The 15,017-nt window shown below is 74.3% G+C and carries 14 protein-coding genes; 12 read left to right on the top strand and 2 right to left on the bottom strand.

The annotated features are described in order from the left end of the window. The first annotated feature begins 202 nt into the window (after nt 1–202). The 7 genes from ACIHCL_RS10885 to ACIHCL_RS10855 all read left to right on the top strand — a co-directional run bounded on the left by ACIHCL_RS10885 (nt 203) and on the right by ACIHCL_RS10855 (nt 7,309). Nucleotides 203–1,087, top strand: coding sequence for an ABC transporter substrate-binding protein (locus ACIHCL_RS10885; protein ID WP_399859612.1), 885 nt, complete (start codon nt 203–205; stop codon nt 1,085–1,087). A gap of 91 nt (nt 1,088–1,178) precedes the next feature. Further along, nucleotides 1,179–2,177, top strand: a complete 999-nt coding sequence (locus ACIHCL_RS10880; protein ID WP_399859610.1) for a carbohydrate kinase — start codon at nt 1,179–1,181, stop codon at nt 2,175–2,177. Nucleotides 2,178–2,305: 128 nt separating this feature from the next. Then, nucleotides 2,306–3,607, top strand: a complete 1,302-nt coding sequence (locus ACIHCL_RS10875) for a beta-ketoacyl-[acyl-carrier-protein] synthase family protein (RefSeq protein WP_399859607.1) — start codon at nt 2,306–2,308, stop codon at nt 3,605–3,607. Nucleotides 3,608–3,632: 25 nt separating this feature from the next. Further along, nucleotides 3,633–5,558 carry an acyl-CoA dehydrogenase gene (locus ACIHCL_RS10870; RefSeq protein ID WP_399859604.1) on the top strand — a complete coding sequence of 642 codons (1,926 nt, stop codon included), beginning with the start codon at nt 3,633–3,635 and terminating at the stop codon, nt 5,556–5,558. After that, entirely contained in the window at nt 5,555–5,722 is a 168-nt protein-coding gene (locus ACIHCL_RS10865; RefSeq protein ID WP_399859601.1) for a hypothetical protein, read from the top strand. Before ACIHCL_RS10870 ends, ACIHCL_RS10865 begins: the two co-directional genes overlap by 4 nt. Before the next feature lie 88 nt (nt 5,723–5,810). Then, nucleotides 5,811–6,089: an acyl carrier protein gene (locus tag ACIHCL_RS10860; protein WP_399859599.1), complete on the top strand. Its 279-nt coding sequence runs from the start codon at nt 5,811–5,813 to the stop codon at nt 6,087–6,089. Next, nucleotides 6,086–7,309, top strand: coding sequence for a beta-ketoacyl-[acyl-carrier-protein] synthase family protein (locus ACIHCL_RS10855; RefSeq protein ID WP_399859597.1), 1,224 nt, complete (start codon nt 6,086–6,088; stop codon nt 7,307–7,309). Before ACIHCL_RS10860 ends, ACIHCL_RS10855 begins: the two co-directional genes overlap by 4 nt. A 244-nt stretch (nt 7,310–7,553) precedes the next feature. Here the strand turns inward: ACIHCL_RS10855 and ACIHCL_RS10850 are convergent, their stop codons facing one another. Then, nucleotides 7,554–8,543, bottom strand: coding sequence for a DUF2382 domain-containing protein (locus ACIHCL_RS10850; protein WP_399859595.1), 990 nt, complete (start codon nt 8,541–8,543; stop codon nt 7,554–7,556). Between the two features lie 433 nt (nt 8,544–8,976). Between ACIHCL_RS10850 and ACIHCL_RS10845 the strand changes: the two genes are divergently transcribed. Beyond that, the gene (locus ACIHCL_RS10845) at nt 8,977–9,567 is read left to right on the top strand and encodes an adenosylcobinamide amidohydrolase (protein ID WP_399859592.1); all 591 of its coding nucleotides are present in this window, start codon (nt 8,977–8,979) and stop codon (nt 9,565–9,567) included. Nucleotides 9,568–9,997: 430 nt separating this feature from the next. Here ACIHCL_RS10845 and ACIHCL_RS10840 read toward each other — a convergent pair whose 3' ends face one another. After that, nucleotides 9,998–10,906: a SigB/SigF/SigG family RNA polymerase sigma factor gene (locus ACIHCL_RS10840; RefSeq protein WP_399859589.1), complete on the bottom strand. Its 909-nt coding sequence runs from the start codon at nt 10,904–10,906 to the stop codon at nt 9,998–10,000. Nucleotides 10,907–11,388: 482 nt separating this feature from the next. On the opposite strand from ACIHCL_RS10840, the gene ACIHCL_RS10835 reads away from it, so the two are divergent. The 4 genes from ACIHCL_RS10835 to ACIHCL_RS10820 all read left to right on the top strand — a co-directional run bounded on the left by ACIHCL_RS10835 (nt 11,389) and on the right by ACIHCL_RS10820 (nt 15,003). Next, nucleotides 11,389–12,114 (top strand): HNH endonuclease family protein, encoded by a 726-nt coding sequence (locus ACIHCL_RS10835; protein ID WP_399859587.1) that lies wholly within the window; start codon nt 11,389–11,391, stop codon nt 12,112–12,114. Beyond that, complete coding sequence (locus ACIHCL_RS10830; RefSeq protein WP_399859584.1) at nt 12,111–12,398, top strand: hypothetical protein; 288 nt, start codon at nt 12,111–12,113, stop codon at nt 12,396–12,398. Before ACIHCL_RS10835 ends, ACIHCL_RS10830 begins: the two co-directional genes overlap by 4 nt. A 935-nt stretch (nt 12,399–13,333) precedes the next feature. Further along, complete coding sequence (locus ACIHCL_RS10825; RefSeq protein WP_399859581.1) at nt 13,334–14,251, top strand: NADP-dependent oxidoreductase; 918 nt, start codon at nt 13,334–13,336, stop codon at nt 14,249–14,251. Next, nucleotides 14,248–15,003, top strand: a complete 756-nt coding sequence (locus ACIHCL_RS10820; protein ID WP_399859579.1) for a GNAT family N-acetyltransferase — start codon at nt 14,248–14,250, stop codon at nt 15,001–15,003. The genes ACIHCL_RS10825 and ACIHCL_RS10820 overlap by 4 nt, the downstream gene beginning before the upstream one ends. The last annotated feature ends 14 nt before the right edge of the window (nt 15,004–15,017 follow it).

Below are 15,017 nucleotides of genomic sequence, written 5' to 3'. Positions count from 1 at the left end.
CCCCCGGCCCCGGCAGCGGGTCGCGACCGGCGCGCGACGCCCGCGTCCGGAGCCGGTCCCGCCCGTCCGCCGCAAGGGCGTCATCGAGCCACATCGCGCCCGGACGGCCCGCGACCGCGGATGCCGCCCGGACCCGTTGGGCAGGTACAGGTGTACGACCCGGCAGAGAAGTCCCCGGCGACCGCGCCGGAGGGCGTACGAGGTGAGGGAGCGGACCGTGTGGCAGTTCTCCGACGATCGTGGACAGGTGGCGGCCGCTGCGCGGCGCCCGGCACGGGTGCTCGCCTATGTGCAGGCCGGAGCGACCCTGTGGGACCACGGGATACGCCCGACCGCGATATTCGGCTCCGACCACGACGACCCCGCCGTGCCGGACACGGCGAAGACCGGATCGCTCCCGACGGACACGGTCGCCTACGCCGGGGCGGGCAGCGCCCTGGACACGGACACCCTGCTCGGCGGTGGGCCGGACCTCGTCGTGGCCGTCACCTACGGCGGCGGTCACGTGTATGCACTTGCCCCGCAGACCGCCAAGCAGGTGGAGGAGCAGGTCCCGGTCGTCGTCATCGACGTGAGCCGGGCGCGTTCCTTCGCCCAGGTCGCCGAACGCTTCGCGCAGCTCGCCCGGTCGCTCGGGGCCGAGCAGCCCGCCATGGGCACACGCGATCCGGAGACCGCACGGGACCGGCTGCGCACGCTCTGCGCCGGGGCACGCCGACCCCGGGTCCTCGCGCTCTCCCCGGCCGGCCAGGAACGGACGCACCTGGCACGCCCCCGCATGTGGCCCGAACTGCGCGTGCTGGCCGAACTCGGTGTGGACCCGGTGGAACCCGCCGACGGACCGGGCGCGAGCTGGGCGACGGTCGACTGGGCCGAAGCGGCGGCGCTGCGCCCCGACATCGTCCTCGCAGATGTCCGGGCCAACGCCACCCCCCTCGACGACCTGCGGACGAACGCGGAGTGGGCGGCGATCGAACGGACCGCCCGGGTGATCCCCTGGAACCCGGAGCCGGTCTTCGGCCCGCAGGCCCACGCGCGCTTCCTGGGCCTCGTGGCGGACGCGGTGGAGGACGCCCCCGGCCGGTGACCGCGGCCGGGCAGGATGGGGCCCACCGTGACCGCACGCCGCGCCGCCCGCGAGGGGCGACGCGGCACCGCACACCAGGAGACCCCGCCCCATGCCCGACCCCCTCGACCTGCTGGTCATCGGCGAATGCGTCGCCGACATCGTCCGGTCGGCGGACGCGTCCGCCCGTGTCCATCCGGGAGGCAGCCCCGCCAATGTGGCGTACGGCCTGGCACGGCTGGGGCACGCCGCCACCCTGCTCACACAGCTGGGCCCGGACGACCACGGACGGCTGATCAGGAGTCATCTGACGGACGCCGGGGTCGCCGTGCGCACGGACGGTTCGACGGCCCCCACCCCGACGGCCGTCGTGACCCTCGACCGAGAGGGCCGGGCCGCGTATGCCTTCGAGATCGGCTGGACGCTGGCCCCGGTCGCGCCGGACCGGCCGCCCCACCACGTCCACACCGGTTCGATCGCCGCCGTGACGGACCCCGGAGCGGCCACCGTCCTCGCCGCCGTCGAGGCGCTGCGCACGTCCGCGACCGTCAGCTACGACCCCAACGTACGGCCGGCGTTGATGGGCGACCACGACACGGCCGTGCGCAGGGCTGAGCGCTGTGTCGCGCTGAGCGACGTGGTCAGGGCCAGCGACGAGGACCTGGCATGGCTCTATCCCGGCGAGGAACCGGAGACGGTCGCGCGGCGGTGGCTGGACCGGGGCCCGGCCCTCGTCCTCGTCACCCTCGGCGGCGACGGAGCCCTGGCCGTCCTGCCCGGCGGGCGGGTGACGGTCGGCGCGTTCGGCACCGAGGTCGTCGACACGGTGGGGGCGGGCGACGCCTTCATGTCCGGCACCCTGCACGCGCTGGCCGCGCACGGACTGCTCGGCGCGGGCGGCCGGGAGCGGCTGCGTTCGGCGGACCGGGCCACCCTGGCCGACGTCCTGCGCCACGCCTCCGCCTCCGCCGCCGTCACGGTGGCGCGGGCCGGGGCCAACCCACCGGACGCGGCCGAGCTGAGCGCGGCACTCGCCCGCGGTCGAGCGGGCGGCGGGGCGCCGGCACGGGACCCGCGGCGAGCTGTACGGCACGGTGCGGCGGACGGGTGAAATCGATCACTGCGGATGGCCCGGACGGCCGAATCATGACCCGTTCGGCTCAATGAGCGCATCCTCACGGGGGATACGGCCGTTCGACAACCGGTAGGCGTGATCGATTACGGAGGAGGGGGCGGAACATGGGGCGGTCCGATACGGCCGTGGCGGTGACCGGCATGGGGATGGTGACTCCCGCGGGAGCCGACGAGCGCACCTTCTGGGAGGGACTGTGCGCCGGGGTGTCCCTGGCCCGGCGCTGCGAGCAACTGGCCGGTCTGCCCGTCGACTTCGCCTGCCCGGTGGCCGGCATCGACCTGGACGAGGCGGTCGGCGGACGCTCGGTGTGGCGGATGGCCCGGTTCGTGAAGATGGCGCTGGTCGCCGCCCGCGCGGCGGTCGCCGACGCCGGGCTGGCACCGGAGCGGTGGGACGGCGGCCGGGTGGGCGTGGTGCTCGGTGTCGGCGTGGGCGGGGTGGCCGTGCTCACCGACAACGCCCGCAGGCTGGACGTCGACGGGCCGGAGGCGGTGTCGCCGCTCCTCGTCCCGATGATGATGCCCAACGCCGCCGCGGGGGAGGTGGCCATCGCGCTGCGGGCGCACGGCCCCAGCCTGGCCCCGGCCACGGCGTGCGCCTCCGGGGCGACCGCGATCGCCCTGGCCGGAGACCTGCTGACGAGCGGCCGGTGTGACGTGGTGGTGGCGGGCGGCGCGGAGGCGGTGGTGACCCCGCTGGTGGTGAGCGCCTTCGCCGGCATGGGCGCGCTCTCGCTGCGGACCGCCGACCCGGCGGGGGCGTCGCGCCCGTTCGCCGCCGACCGGGACGGATTCGTGATCGGTGAGGGGGCCGCCGCCCTGGTGCTGGAGCGGGCACCCGACGCGTACGCCCGCGGCCGGCGTCCGCGGGCCCTGCTGGCCGGCACCGGTTCCGGCACCGACGCCCACCACCCCACGGCACCGTCCCCGGACGGGGCCGGGGCGCGCAGGGCCGTGGAGGCGGCCTTGCGCGAGGCGGGCTGGGCGGCCCGCGAGGTCGACCACATCAACGCCCACGGCACGTCCACCCGGCTGAACGACACGATGGAGACCGGTCTGATCTCCGGGATGTTCCCGCACCGGCCGACGGTGACCGCGCCGAAGGGCGTGCTCGGACACACCCTCGCGGCGGGAGGGGCCATCGAGGCGGCGGCCACGGTCCTGACCCTGGAGCACGGAGTCGTGCCGCCGGTCGCCAACCTGGAATCGCCGCCCGACGGCTTCGACCTCGACTGCGTGGTCAAGGAGCCCCGGACGCAGGAGGTCCGGCGGGCGCTCAGCCATTCCTTCGGCTTCGGCGGGCACAACGTCGTGCTCGCCTTCCAACGTGCCGACGGGGACGGCCCGGTGCCCGGACGCGAGGGGCCCGGCGCGGGGCGCGGCGCCGGATCGGCCCCGGTGTCCTAGCCGTTGACTGAATCGTTCATGTCTCATGACCGCAACGATCGACAGCCCGTACACCGAACGGTCCATGAACCCCCTCACGGCAGTGCTCCTCGGCGACGACCATCAGCGCGAACACGGCTTCTGGCGGCGGCTGATCGCCACAGAACCGTTCCGCCGACCGGACCGGCCCACGCACGAGCAGCGCCTCGGCCTCGCGTACGACCGCCTGCGCGCTCTCAACGACGCCCTCGGCAACGGTCCGGACGGCCCCGGCGAGAGCATTGGCAACGGCCCCGGTGGCGCTGCGCGGCTCGCCGCCGACCCGCGCGCCCTCTCCGCCCTGCACGAATGGCTCGGCCCGGTCGACCCGGCGCTCACGACCGTGGCCGGTATCCACTACAGCCTCTTCCTCGGCAGCCTTCTCGACCACGACGGTCCCGGCCACCGCGATCTGACCGACTTCCTCCGGCTGCGGAGGATCGGCACCTTCCTCTGCACCGAGGTGGCGCACGGCAACGACGCGGCGGCCATCGAGACCACCGCCCGCTACGACCGCGACCGCGACGGGTTCGTGCTGCACACCCCCCACGCCGGCGCCCAGAAGTTCATGCCCAACACCAGTCCGGCGGGCGGCCCCAAGGCGGGGCTCGTGGCCGCGCGGCTGCTCGTCGACGACACGGATCAGGGGGTCTTCCTCTTCCTCGTACCGCTCACCGATGCCGAGCGGGCCCTGCCCGGAGTCCGGGTCCGTCCGCTCCCCGCACGCATGGGGAGCCCGGTGGACCACTGCCTGACCTCCTTCGACCACGTCTTTGTGGAACGCGGCGCGCTGCTCACCGGGAACCACGGACGGATCGGCGACGACGGCGTGTTCAGCAGCGCGATCGGCAACCGGAGACGGCGCCTCCTCGCGTCGATCGGGCGGGTGACCGCGGGCAAGATCTCGATGAGCGCCTGCGCGGTCGGCTCCGCCCGCGCCACGCTCGCCGTCGCCGTCCGCTACGGCGGCCACCGCCACGTCTCCGGCCCCCGCGGCACCGGAACGGTGCCGGTGATCGCACACCGCAGCCACCACGGGCCGCTCGTCCGGGCCACGGCCACCGTCTTCGCGATGAGCCTGCTGCACCGCAGGGCCCTGGACCGCTGGGAGACGTGCGGGGACCAAGCGGGCCCCGAGAGGGAGGAGGCGGAGCGGCTGGTCGCCGTCGCCAAGGGGTGGATCACCTGGCAGGCCAGGTCGGTGATCGTGGAGTGCCGCGAACGCTGCGGCGCCCAGGCACTCCTGGAGAACAACGGCATGAGCGCGCTCCTCACCGGTGTGGAGGGCGCCGTCACCGCGGAGGGGGACAACCTCGCGATCCACGCCAAGGCCGCCGCGGAGATGCTCCTGGCCACCGACCCGGCCCGGGACGCGGCCCCGTCCGCCGGTGAACCGGGCGAGCTCGCCGACCCCCGCTTCCTCGTCGGGCTTCTGGCGGCCCTGGAGAGGATCTGGTTCGACCGCGCGGGGCGGCGCATGGGGCGCGTGCGGCACGGCGATCCGCTGGTCCGGTGGAACGCCGCCTCGGGTCCCGCCCTGCGCGGCGTCGAGACCCATGCCCACCGGCAGGCGGCCGAGGCGTTCACGGACGCGGCGGCCGGACTTCCGCCCGGCCGCGCCCGTGAGCAACTGAACCGGTTGCAACGTCTGTTCGCGCTGGGACGGATCGCGAACGACAGCGGGGAGTTGCTGGCCGCCGGTTATTTGACTCCACGTCAGGTCCAGGAGATCCCGGACGTCATGGATGAGCTGATCCTTGAACTCGCCGACGGGCTCCCCGAACTCGTCGACTCCTTCGCGCTGCCCGCCGAACTCCTCGCGGACTGGCCCATCGCCGGATCCGACTACATCGACGCCTACGACGACCCGGAGGCCGCCTGGCACCAGGCCGGGAGCCGGGCTGCGATCCGGAACGAGCGGCGGGAGTCGTGAACGACACGGGGACGGCCGGCCGCGGGGAGCGGGTCCGGGAGGCGGTCGGCGTCCTCGTGCTCCGGTTCGTACTGCTGGTCTTCTGGGGGACTCCGGCCGTACTCGCCCGCTCGCGCGCCTTGCCGCCGACCGGCGGTGCCGAATCGGTTCGCCATAAGGCGTAACTGGATCGACGCCACCCAGTTGATCGAGCGTCGGGACGATGTCGTCCCACTGCGCCGACAGCCGTACCGAATGATGGAGAGAAAGCCCATGAGTACGATTCATCCGCGGATCACCGAGGTCCTGACGCACACCTTCAAGGTGCCGCTCTCCGAGATCCACCCGGATTCCACGATGGACAGCCTGGAGATGGACTCCCTCGCCGTCGCCGAGTTCGCCGTCCTGCTCAGGGAGACGGTGGAGGGCGACACGGACCTGGACCGGATTCCCAAGGACGCCACGCTGGCTGAGATCTCGTGCTTCATCGACGTGCCGTGCGGCAGCGGAGAGCGGACGCACGCCGAGGCGCACCTGAGCAACGCGCGATGAACAAGCCGGACATCGCCGTCACGGGCCTGGGAATGATCACCCCGGTCGGCAACGACACCGAATCCACCTGGGAGGGCGTGTGCGCCGGGGTCTCGCCGGTTCGCACCGTCCCGGAACTCGACGGGTGCGCCATCGACTTCGCCTGCACGGTGGACGGGATCGACCTGGACGCCGCGATCGGGGGCCGCGCGTCCTTCCGGATGGGGAAGTACGTCAAGCTCGCCGTCGTCGCGGCCCAGGAGGCGGTCGCCGACTCCGGACTTGATCCGCGGCACTGGGCGGGCGATCGCGTCGCCGTGGTCGTCGGAACCAGCAGCGGGGGCTCCGCGGCACTGACCGAGCAGGCCGTGGTGCTGGACCGGCTCGGACCGGAGGCCACGTCGCCCTCGGGCATCCTGCTCACCATCCCGAACATGCCCGCGGCCGAGATCGCGATCAAGTTCCGGGCCACCGGTCCCAGCCTGGCGCCGTGCACCGCCTGCTCGTCCGGCGCCACGGCCCTGTCCGTCGCCCGCGATCTGCTGGCCACCGGGCAGTGCGACATCGCGATCGCCGGGGCCACCGAGTCGATCGTCTACCCGGTCGCCATGACCGGATTCGCCCGGTCCGGCGCCGCGGCCCGGGCGACGGGCGACCGGACCCGGCTGTGCCGTCCCTTCGCGGCCGACCGGGCCGGCCTGGTCATGGGCGAGGGCGCCGCCGTCATGGTGCTGGAACGGGCGGACGACGCGTACGCCCGCGGCCGACGTCCGCGTGCCCTGCTCGCCGGCACCGGCGCCACCACCGACGCCCACCACCCCACCAGCCCCCACCCGTCCGGCGCGGTGGCCCAGGCCGCCGTCGAGGCGGCGCTGCGGGATGCGGGCTGGGCGCCCGAGGACGTCGACCACGTCAACGCGCACGGCACGGCGACGCCGAGCAACGACGCCACCGAGGCCGCCCTCATCGGCCGGGTCTACCCGCACCGGCCGCCCGTCACCGCGCCGAAGGGCGTGCTGGGGCACTGCATGGGCGCCGCCGGGGCGATCGAGGCGGGGCTGACCATCCTGACGCTCCAGCGCGGTGTCGTGCCGCCGATCGCCAACCTGGACGCCCCGGCCTCCGGGTTCGACATCAACTGCGTCGTCGGGCAGCCGCTGCGGCGGCCCGTCCAGCGGGCCGTCAGCCACTCCTTCGGGTTCGGCGGGCACAACGCCGTGCTGGCCCTCCAACGGCCGTAGACGGCGGTCGGCGCCCCATGCCGTCGGCCGCGGCCATGGGGCGCCGCACCCCGGCCGGACCGACCCCACCCCGGCCACGACCCCGGCGCTACCCGCCCGTGCCGGACACCCGCCACCCGTGCCGCCCGTCATCCCCCCACCCCGCGGGGTGCGAAGGGCGGACCCGCGACTCGCCCGGGTCCGCACCCTCACCCCTCCCGGCCGTGCGACGCCGGGAGCGCCGTACCGGGCCCGCCGCACCGGGTCAGCGATGGCGTCCCCGGCCGAACTCGCCACCGGGGCCTTCGCGGCCGATTTCCTTGCCGTCCGTGTAGTCGATCTGCTCCTTGCGGAGTTCGGCGGAGATCTCCTTCTGCTCGGTCACCCGCTCGGTCTCCAGGCGCACCCGCTCGACGGGTACGGTCTCCTTGCGCGTGGTGGCCCGCTCGGCGTGCAGGGTGACCTCGACGTCCTGCTCACGGATGTCCGTGCGGCCGGTCGTCCTCTCGCCGGGCTGCACCGGCTCCCGGACCACCCGCACCTCTTCGTGCGTCAGCGGCACCGTTCTGGTGACGTTCTCCGTGACGACGTACTTGTGCAGGCGGGCCCTGCCGCTCTCGTACTCCTCGGTGCCCACGCGCAGCTGCTCCTCGGAGCGGATCATCTCCTCCCTGTCGCGGAGCTCGGCGGAGCGTTCGGTGCCCGCCCCCGCGCCGGCCAGGGGGCGGCCGGCCGCCTTGGCGTCGCGGTGCCTGCCCGTGCCCGAACCGGCTCCGGCCATGCCGGAGGTGCGCGGTGTGGTGGTGCGGGAGGTGTCCGCGCCCGCGGCGGGGGTGCCGGTCGTGGCCGACGTCTCGCGCCCGGTGGTGCGTCCGGTGCCGGCCGCGCCCACGGCCCCCGCGCCCGCCTGGCCGCCGAGCCTGGACCTGGTGTTCCTGGCGAGGCCGTAGTGGCGGTAGAGCTCTTCCTCCTCCGCCACGGACAGATGAGCGTCGGCGTCCACCCGAGGGGCGTCCCTGACGCTCTCCTTCGTATGCGAAATGTGCAGGTCGGAGCCCACACGGCGGGCTCCGGCAAGGGGCACGAAACTCTCCTTCATGCCGAACAGGCCGGTCTTCACCGTGATCCAGTCCGGGCGACCGGTGTTGTCGTCGACATACACCCGGCCCACGCTGCCGACCTTCTCGCCCGCGGTGTCGTACACCGCAAGACCGTCGAGTTCTCCGGAATCCGTGAATCCGTCAGCGGCTCCCATGACCGATTCCTCCTCACCCGGGCGCGTCCTGTGGCTGGGTCCATCAGGGGAGGCGCGTCCGATTCCCATCGCGCCTCACCCGGATGGGCGCTGCAACCGCCCCGTCCGAGGAGCCCGGGTGCCCTACGCGCACCGCGTCGGCGGTTGCGGCGTGGCACGGTGCTGCGCGGGCCGCACCTTCGTTAGGCCAATCGGGTGAGAGTGGTCCCCGGGTCGGTGCCACCGGGGGTGCACCGGACGGGTCCGGCCGGGGCAGTACGGGCCGGGCCGGGGAGGGGCTCAGGGGCGGCGCTTATGATCGTCCGGCCGACCGCCGGCCTCGTCCCGCCGTCCCACCCGGGGGTGCCTCATCAGTTCTGTACGCATCAGGCTGCCCGAACAGCGCGGTGAACTGCACGCCCGGCGCGAGGAGGGGCAGGACCTCCACCATCTGGTGTGGCGGATGGGACCGGGGTGGCGGGTGTGCAGCAGCGCCGTGCTCGGCGGCGGCATCGGTCCGCGTGCCTGGATCCTCAACGCCCAGGTGCCCGGCGGCTACCCGCGCATGGACCCGGACCGGCACCTCGCCGAGATCGCCGCCACGGAGGGCCTCGCCGGACCCGGCGTCGGCCTGATGACGGCCGCCGACGTCACCGCGTACACCCTCGCCTCCGACGGCGGCGTGACGGCCACCGCCACCTGCGGCCTCGGCGTGCGCGGCTGGGCCGCGGCACCCGCCGGGGAGGCCGACGGGGAGCCGCCGGGGCCCGGGACCGTCAACATCGTCGTGACCCTGCCGGTGGCGCTGTCCGACGCGGCACTCGTCAACGCGGTCGCCACCGCCACCGAGGCCAAGGTGCAGGCACTCCTGGACGCCGGTCTCGACTGCTCGGGCACCCCCACCGACGCCGTCTGCGTCGCCGCGCCCGCCCCGGAAGCCACCCCGGGCGAGCCCTTCGCGGGACCTCGCTCCCGCTGGGGCGCGCGGATTGCCAGGGCCGTGCACATCGCCGTCCGCGAAGGCGCGCTGCGGCGATCCTGGTGACCCGCCGCGCCGCGGGCCGACCGGGTCGCGGTGGACGGGGACGCCGGGCCGTCTCCGCAGACGCCAGGCTGTGTCTGCATGCGGGCGTCTGCTGTGCGACGTCCGGTACGCACGCTCGCCGTGTTTCGGAGCCGTCCTCGTGGGTCCGGTGCGAGGACGATCCCCGCCCCGCGGTCGCACGCGCCGGACGCCCTGCGGCCCGGCCTTCGGCCGAACGCCGCCGGTCCGAGGACACGGCCCGGGGAGTGCCCGGCCCATGGCCCCGAACGACGCCACCGGCTCCGGCACCGCGGCCGGTCCCGCGCCCCGGAACCGCCGCTTTTGACACCCTCGGCCTCGCGCGGAACCCGGGTCTTCCGCCGACAGCGGCACCGCCCGCGCGACGGGCACCCCCGCGCTCGGGATCGCCGTCCTCGGAACCGCCGCCCGCTCAATCCTCCACGAACATCCCGCTGCGCAGCTTCCGCAGGATCCGGCTGAGCAGCCGCGACACGTGCATCTGCGAGACACCCAGCTCCGCCCCGATCTGGGACTGCGTCATCTCCTGGCCGAAACGCATGTCGACGATCCGGCGCTCGCGGTGGTCGAGGCCGCCCAGCAGCGGTGCGAGCGCGTGCAGGTTCTCGACCGTCTCGATGGCGGGATCCGGGCCGCCCAGAACATCGGCGAACGTACGCCCCGGACCGTTGCGCCGACCCGCGTCCGCCGGTTTGGCCGGCATGTCCAGCGAACCGGCCGTGTGCCCGTTGGCCGCCATGATGCCCTCGCCGACCTCGTCCTCGCCCAGTCCCAGCCGCTCGGCGAGTTCGCGAACGGTGGGGTCGCGGTCGAGCTCCGCGGCCAGGGACTCCGTGGCGCCGGCGATGTCGGCCCGCAACTCCTGGAGCCGGCGCGGCACGTGGACGGCCCAGCCCGTGTCGCGGAAGAAGCGTTTGATCTCCCCGGTGATGTACGGGACGGCGAAGGAGGTGAACTCGACCTCCCGGGAGAGGTCGAACCGGTCTATGGCCTTGATGAGCCCGATCGTGCCGACCTGGACGATGTCCTCCGTGTCGCCGCCGCTCCGGCTCCGGTACCGCGCCGCGGCGAACCGGACGAGGGAGAGATTCATCTCGATGAGCGTGTTGCGCGCGTACTGATGAGCCGGAGTGCCCTCCTCCAGGACCCGGAGACGATCGAAGAACAGCCGGGACAGGTCCCGTGCGTCCGACGGGGCGAGCCTGCCCGCGTCCTCGATCCAGGGCAGCTCGCCGTTGCGGGCGGCGGCCTGCGCGCCGCCCCCGAACCTTCCGGCCCCGGCACGGTCCGTCCCGGTGGTCCGCACGGTGTGCGCCGTCATCTCGTCACACTCCCCTGGTCGTGGGTGAGGTGTTGCGCCTGCCCCCCGAAACGGGTGCTCATGCGAAGCGGCGGCGGCCGGCCCGTGCGGCGGCCGGCTCGTGGCCGGGAACCGACGTGATGACCGGTCAGGAAGGCGCGGACACGCCGCGGAACGGAACCGCCCCACCGGTACGGGGGAGCCCGGTGGGGCGGCCGTCTCCAGCGTGCCACAGCCGACGCTCCGTCGGGGCTGCCCTGCGCTCATCCGCTGGTAGTTGAGTCGAAATCGATGGTGGTGCGAGCGGTGCGCGCCGATCCGGCCCGCTGGCGCACGGGTGTCCGCCGCCGCGACGCGTCCCGAGGCGCTGGGCTCATCCGTTCGAGTGACTGGAAATTGTCGTGAACCGGATGGAGCGCTGAAGCCGATAGGCTGCGCAGAAACGTTTTTCGTCGGTTCCGGTTGCCGGTCTCGGCTTCTGGTTGTGAGGGGTGCGTCAGGTCATGGTGGGTCAGTGGCGTTGGTGGGGGCGGGGCGTGGCAGCCGTGGCCGTACTCGCGGTGGCGGGGTGCTCGGTGATCGACGAGGCGTTGGCACCTGCCACCGAGGACGGCAAACCGTCCGCCTCGGCCACGACCGGGGCCGGCGGCGGGCGGGCCGATGAGGCCGCCTCGACTCTCCCGGGTGTGCCGAGTGCCGAGCAGGCGCGGACGGACCTGACGGGGCTGAAGGTGGCCCCGCACGGTTCGATGTCCGGCTACAGCCGCTCCAAGTTCCCCCACTGGGCCTCCCAGGGCGAGTCCTGCGACACCCGGGAGACGGTGCTGGGCCGCGACGGAACCGATGTCGAGCGCGACGAAAAGTGCCGGGCGGTGTCCGGCGAGTGGGTCAGCGTCTACGACGACGAGGTGTTCACCAATGCCTCGGACCTGGACATCGACCACATGGTGCCGCTGGCCAACGCCTGGCGCTCCGGGGCCCGCACCTGGACGCAGGAACAGCGCAAGGCGTTCGCCAACGACCTGACCCATCCGCAACTGCTGGCCGTCTCGGCGTCGTCCAACCGCTCCAAGGGCGACCAGGGGCCCGACCAGTGGCAGCCGCCCTCCAAGACGTACTGGTGCACCTACGCCCGCTCCTGGGTCTCGGTGAAGGCGACGTACGAACTGTCGGTGACCGAGGCGGAGAAGGACAAGCTCGGCGAGATGCTGGACACCTGCGCCTCATGAACGCGGACCGAGCGGCCGGGGCGCGGAGGCTCGTCGACGACGTCGTGGCGGGGCCCGGTGGGGCGATGACCGACGAGGTCGGCGTCATCACCGGCGAGTTGACCGTCGCCACCGAGCTGCGGCCCGACGGACGCGCCGACATCGCCGTCCAGTACACCGAAGCCGACGAGTGGTACACCCTCGAGGGCAGCCCCGTGCCCCTGCCGCCCGACGGGCTGGACGCCCTGCACCAGGACGTGCTCGCCCGGATCCGGCGGGGGGAAGGCGCACGGGCCGCCCTCTGAGACCGGCCTCCGCCGGCCCGCCGCCCTTCGTCCTCACTGCCGCCACCGGGAGTGAGGGCGGCACGTCGCACGGGTGGGGCCTGACCGCCGGTCGCCGGTTCGGTGACCCGCTCACCGGTCACGAGGACCGTGTCCGCGCGGTTGCCGGGGCGCGTTCGACGGCCGTGTCCTCGTGGCCACCGGGTGTGTGGGGCCACCGGGGATTCGGGACCGCATGGTCCGGCTGTGGGACCTCGCCATCGGGCGACAGCCCGCCGTGGCCGTCGCCGGGTACCGACGGCCGGTGCGCGGGGTGGCGTCCGGCCGGGACGGGCGTACGTCGGCGTGCCGAGCGGTCGGCGCCGTGCCGCGCGCCCACCCGGAGCGAACGCGCCGGGGCACCGGATCCAGTGCCCCGGCCCTGGCGAAGGGACGGTGTCCGGCCACCGGCGGTATGCCGCACGGCCCTGGCCGCCCCAGGGACATGGCGGCCCCCTCATGCCGCCGGTCCGCCGGTCCGCCACCCCGGCGGGCTCCTCGCCGTGACCACCGCCGAGCCGGACGGCCGCCCCCTGCTCGTTTCCGCGGGGCAGGACGGGCCGGTCCGGGGCATCGGCCCGGAGCCCCGCGCGCCCGGCGCTCCGGGCCATGTCCGGTCCCGGCGCACGGTCCCGCGCCCCGGTCGCGCCCGCGGTCCCGGACGCCCGATCCCCGCGGTGGTCGCGGCCCCGTGGCAGACGAACCGGGCGGGTCGGACCGGTGGGGCGCCCCGCATTTTGCGCTGTCGCGAACCTTCGGCCGGTCCGGGGACGTCCGGGAATACGGACACCGGCAACTGCCTTGCCGCTGCTGGGGCGATTAGCGGTCCGCCCCGGCCGGGAGCGTCACGCGTCCCTGTACCGACAGCAGGCAGCCACGAGCCCAGGTACCGAAGGCAGGCAGGAGAGAGGGAATCCATGCCCAAGGCTTACGTGTTCACCCGCAACGGCGGTCCGGAGGCGGAGGCGCTCGTCGAGCAGGACGTGCCGGTGCCCGGCCCGGGTGAGCTGCTCGTCGCCGTGCGCGCGGCCGGGGTGAATCCGGTCGACTGGAAGCTGCGCACGGGGTACGTCAGGCCCGGAAGCGCGCCGCAGCCGTTCCCCACCGTCTTCGGCAGCGAGGCGGCCGGGGTCGTGGAGGGCGTGGGGCCGGGCGTCGAGGGCTACGCGGTCGGGGACGAGGTCTTCGGCAATCCGGTGACCGGCGGGTACGCCGAGTACACCCTGCTGCCCGTCGCGGTGACCGCGCACAAGCCGGCCGGGCTGTCTTTCACCGACGCGGCCGTGCTGCCGGTCGCGGCGGCCACCGCGTACGACGGCGTGCGCCAACTCGATCCGGTCCCCGGCTCGACGCTGCTGGTCACCGGCGCCGGGGGCGGCGTCGGATCGGCCGTCGTGCAGCTCGGACGGCACGTCGGCGTTCACGTCATCGGCATCGCGAGCGCGGACAAGAAGGACTACGTGGAATCGCTCGGCGCGGTGCACGTCGAGTCCGGCGACGGGATCGCCGATCGGGTGCGGGCCGCGGCCCCCGACGGCATCGACGCGATTTTCGACCTGGTCGGCGGCGACACCCTGCGGGCCGTGGCACCGCTGGTCGATCCGGCCCGGCTGATCAGCGCCGGGGGCAAGCCGCTGGCGGTGGCACTGGGCGGCGCGGCCGTCGCCCGGGCCCGCAACGCCGCAGTCCTCGAAGCGGTGGCGGACCTCGCCGCCACAGGAGTGCTGCGCGCCCATGTCACCCGGACCTTCCCGCTCGCCGAGGCGGGGGCGGCCCTGCGCGCGGTGGAGAGCGGACACACGCGCGGGAAGATCGTGATCGAGGTGACCGGGTGACCGCGCCCGGCGCCGCCGACGGCGCGCACCCGCTGGACCGCCCGGTGCACGCCGCGCTGACCGGTCCGCACGCCTCCTTCGCCGAACGACGCGGCCGTGTCCTGTGCTACCCGGCGGACGTGGCCCCCTGGTTCGCGCTGCCGGACGCACCGGATGCGAAGGACTGGGCGGACGCCGCGGCCCTCGCCGGACCCGGCGGAACCGTGGCCGTCACCGCCTTCCGTGAGCCGCCGCCCGAGGACTGGGAGGTCACCTTCCACGCCGAGGGTGTCCAACTCGTCGACGCGGGCGTGGTGGCCGCGCCGTTCCCCGAGGCCGTACGGCTCGGGCCCGCCGACGTGCCCGAGATGCTCGACCTGGTCGCCCGCACCCGGCCGGGGCCCTTCCTGCCCCGCACGGTGGAGCTCGGCACCTACCTCGGGGTCCGGCGCGACGGAGTGCTCGTCGCCATGGCGGGGGAGCGCCTGCGCCCGACGGGCTGGAGCGAGATCAGCGGAGTGTGCACGGACGAGTCGGTGCGCGGACAGGGGCTGGGCAGCGGGCTGGTCATGGCCGTCGCCCATGAGATCAGGCGGCGCGGAGCGACACCGTTCCTTCACGCCTCCGCCTCCAATACCGGGGCCGTCCGGCTCTACGAATCGCTGGGATTCGCGCTGCGCCGCCGTACCTCCTTCCTGGCGGCGCTCGTCCCGGGACACCCGGCGGCCGGTCTTCCGGAATCCGGCGGTGTGCACGCGGCATCCGCGGGCTGATCAGCGGCACGGGC

The organism is Streptomyces sp. NPDC052042, from assembly GCF_044548345.1.
Taxonomy (GTDB): Bacteria; Actinomycetota; Actinomycetes; order Streptomycetales; family Streptomycetaceae; genus Streptomyces.
This window is presented reverse-complemented; position numbering and strand designations above follow the sequence as displayed.

Excerpts from the sequence above, each read along its gene's own strand:
- ACIHCL_RS10880 (WP_399859610.1), top strand. The coding sequence starts at position 1,179 with ATGCCCGACCCCCTCGACCTGCTGGTCATCGGCGAATGCGTCGCCGAC.
- ACIHCL_RS10875 (WP_399859607.1), top strand. The coding sequence starts at position 2,306 with ATGGGGCGGTCCGATACGGCCGTGGCGGTGACCGGCATGGGGATGGTG.
- ACIHCL_RS10870 (WP_399859604.1), top strand. The coding sequence starts at position 3,633 with ATGACCGCAACGATCGACAGCCCGTACACCGAACGGTCCATGAACCCC.
- ACIHCL_RS10860 (WP_399859599.1), top strand. The coding sequence starts at position 5,811 with ATGAGTACGATTCATCCGCGGATCACCGAGGTCCTGACGCACACCTTC.
- ACIHCL_RS10855 (WP_399859597.1), top strand. The coding sequence starts at position 6,086 with ATGAACAAGCCGGACATCGCCGTCACGGGCCTGGGAATGATCACCCCG.
- ACIHCL_RS10850 (WP_399859595.1), bottom strand. The coding sequence starts at position 8,543 with ATGGGAGCCGCTGACGGATTCACGGATTCCGGAGAACTCGACGGTCTT.
- ACIHCL_RS10840 (WP_399859589.1), bottom strand. The coding sequence starts at position 10,906 with ATGACGGCGCACACCGTGCGGACCACCGGGACGGACCGTGCCGGGGCC.
- ACIHCL_RS10835 (WP_399859587.1), top strand. The coding sequence starts at position 11,389 with ATGGTGGGTCAGTGGCGTTGGTGGGGGCGGGGCGTGGCAGCCGTGGCC.
- ACIHCL_RS10830 (WP_399859584.1), top strand. The coding sequence starts at position 12,111 with ATGAACGCGGACCGAGCGGCCGGGGCGCGGAGGCTCGTCGACGACGTC.
- ACIHCL_RS10825 (WP_399859581.1), top strand. The coding sequence starts at position 13,334 with ATGCCCAAGGCTTACGTGTTCACCCGCAACGGCGGTCCGGAGGCGGAG.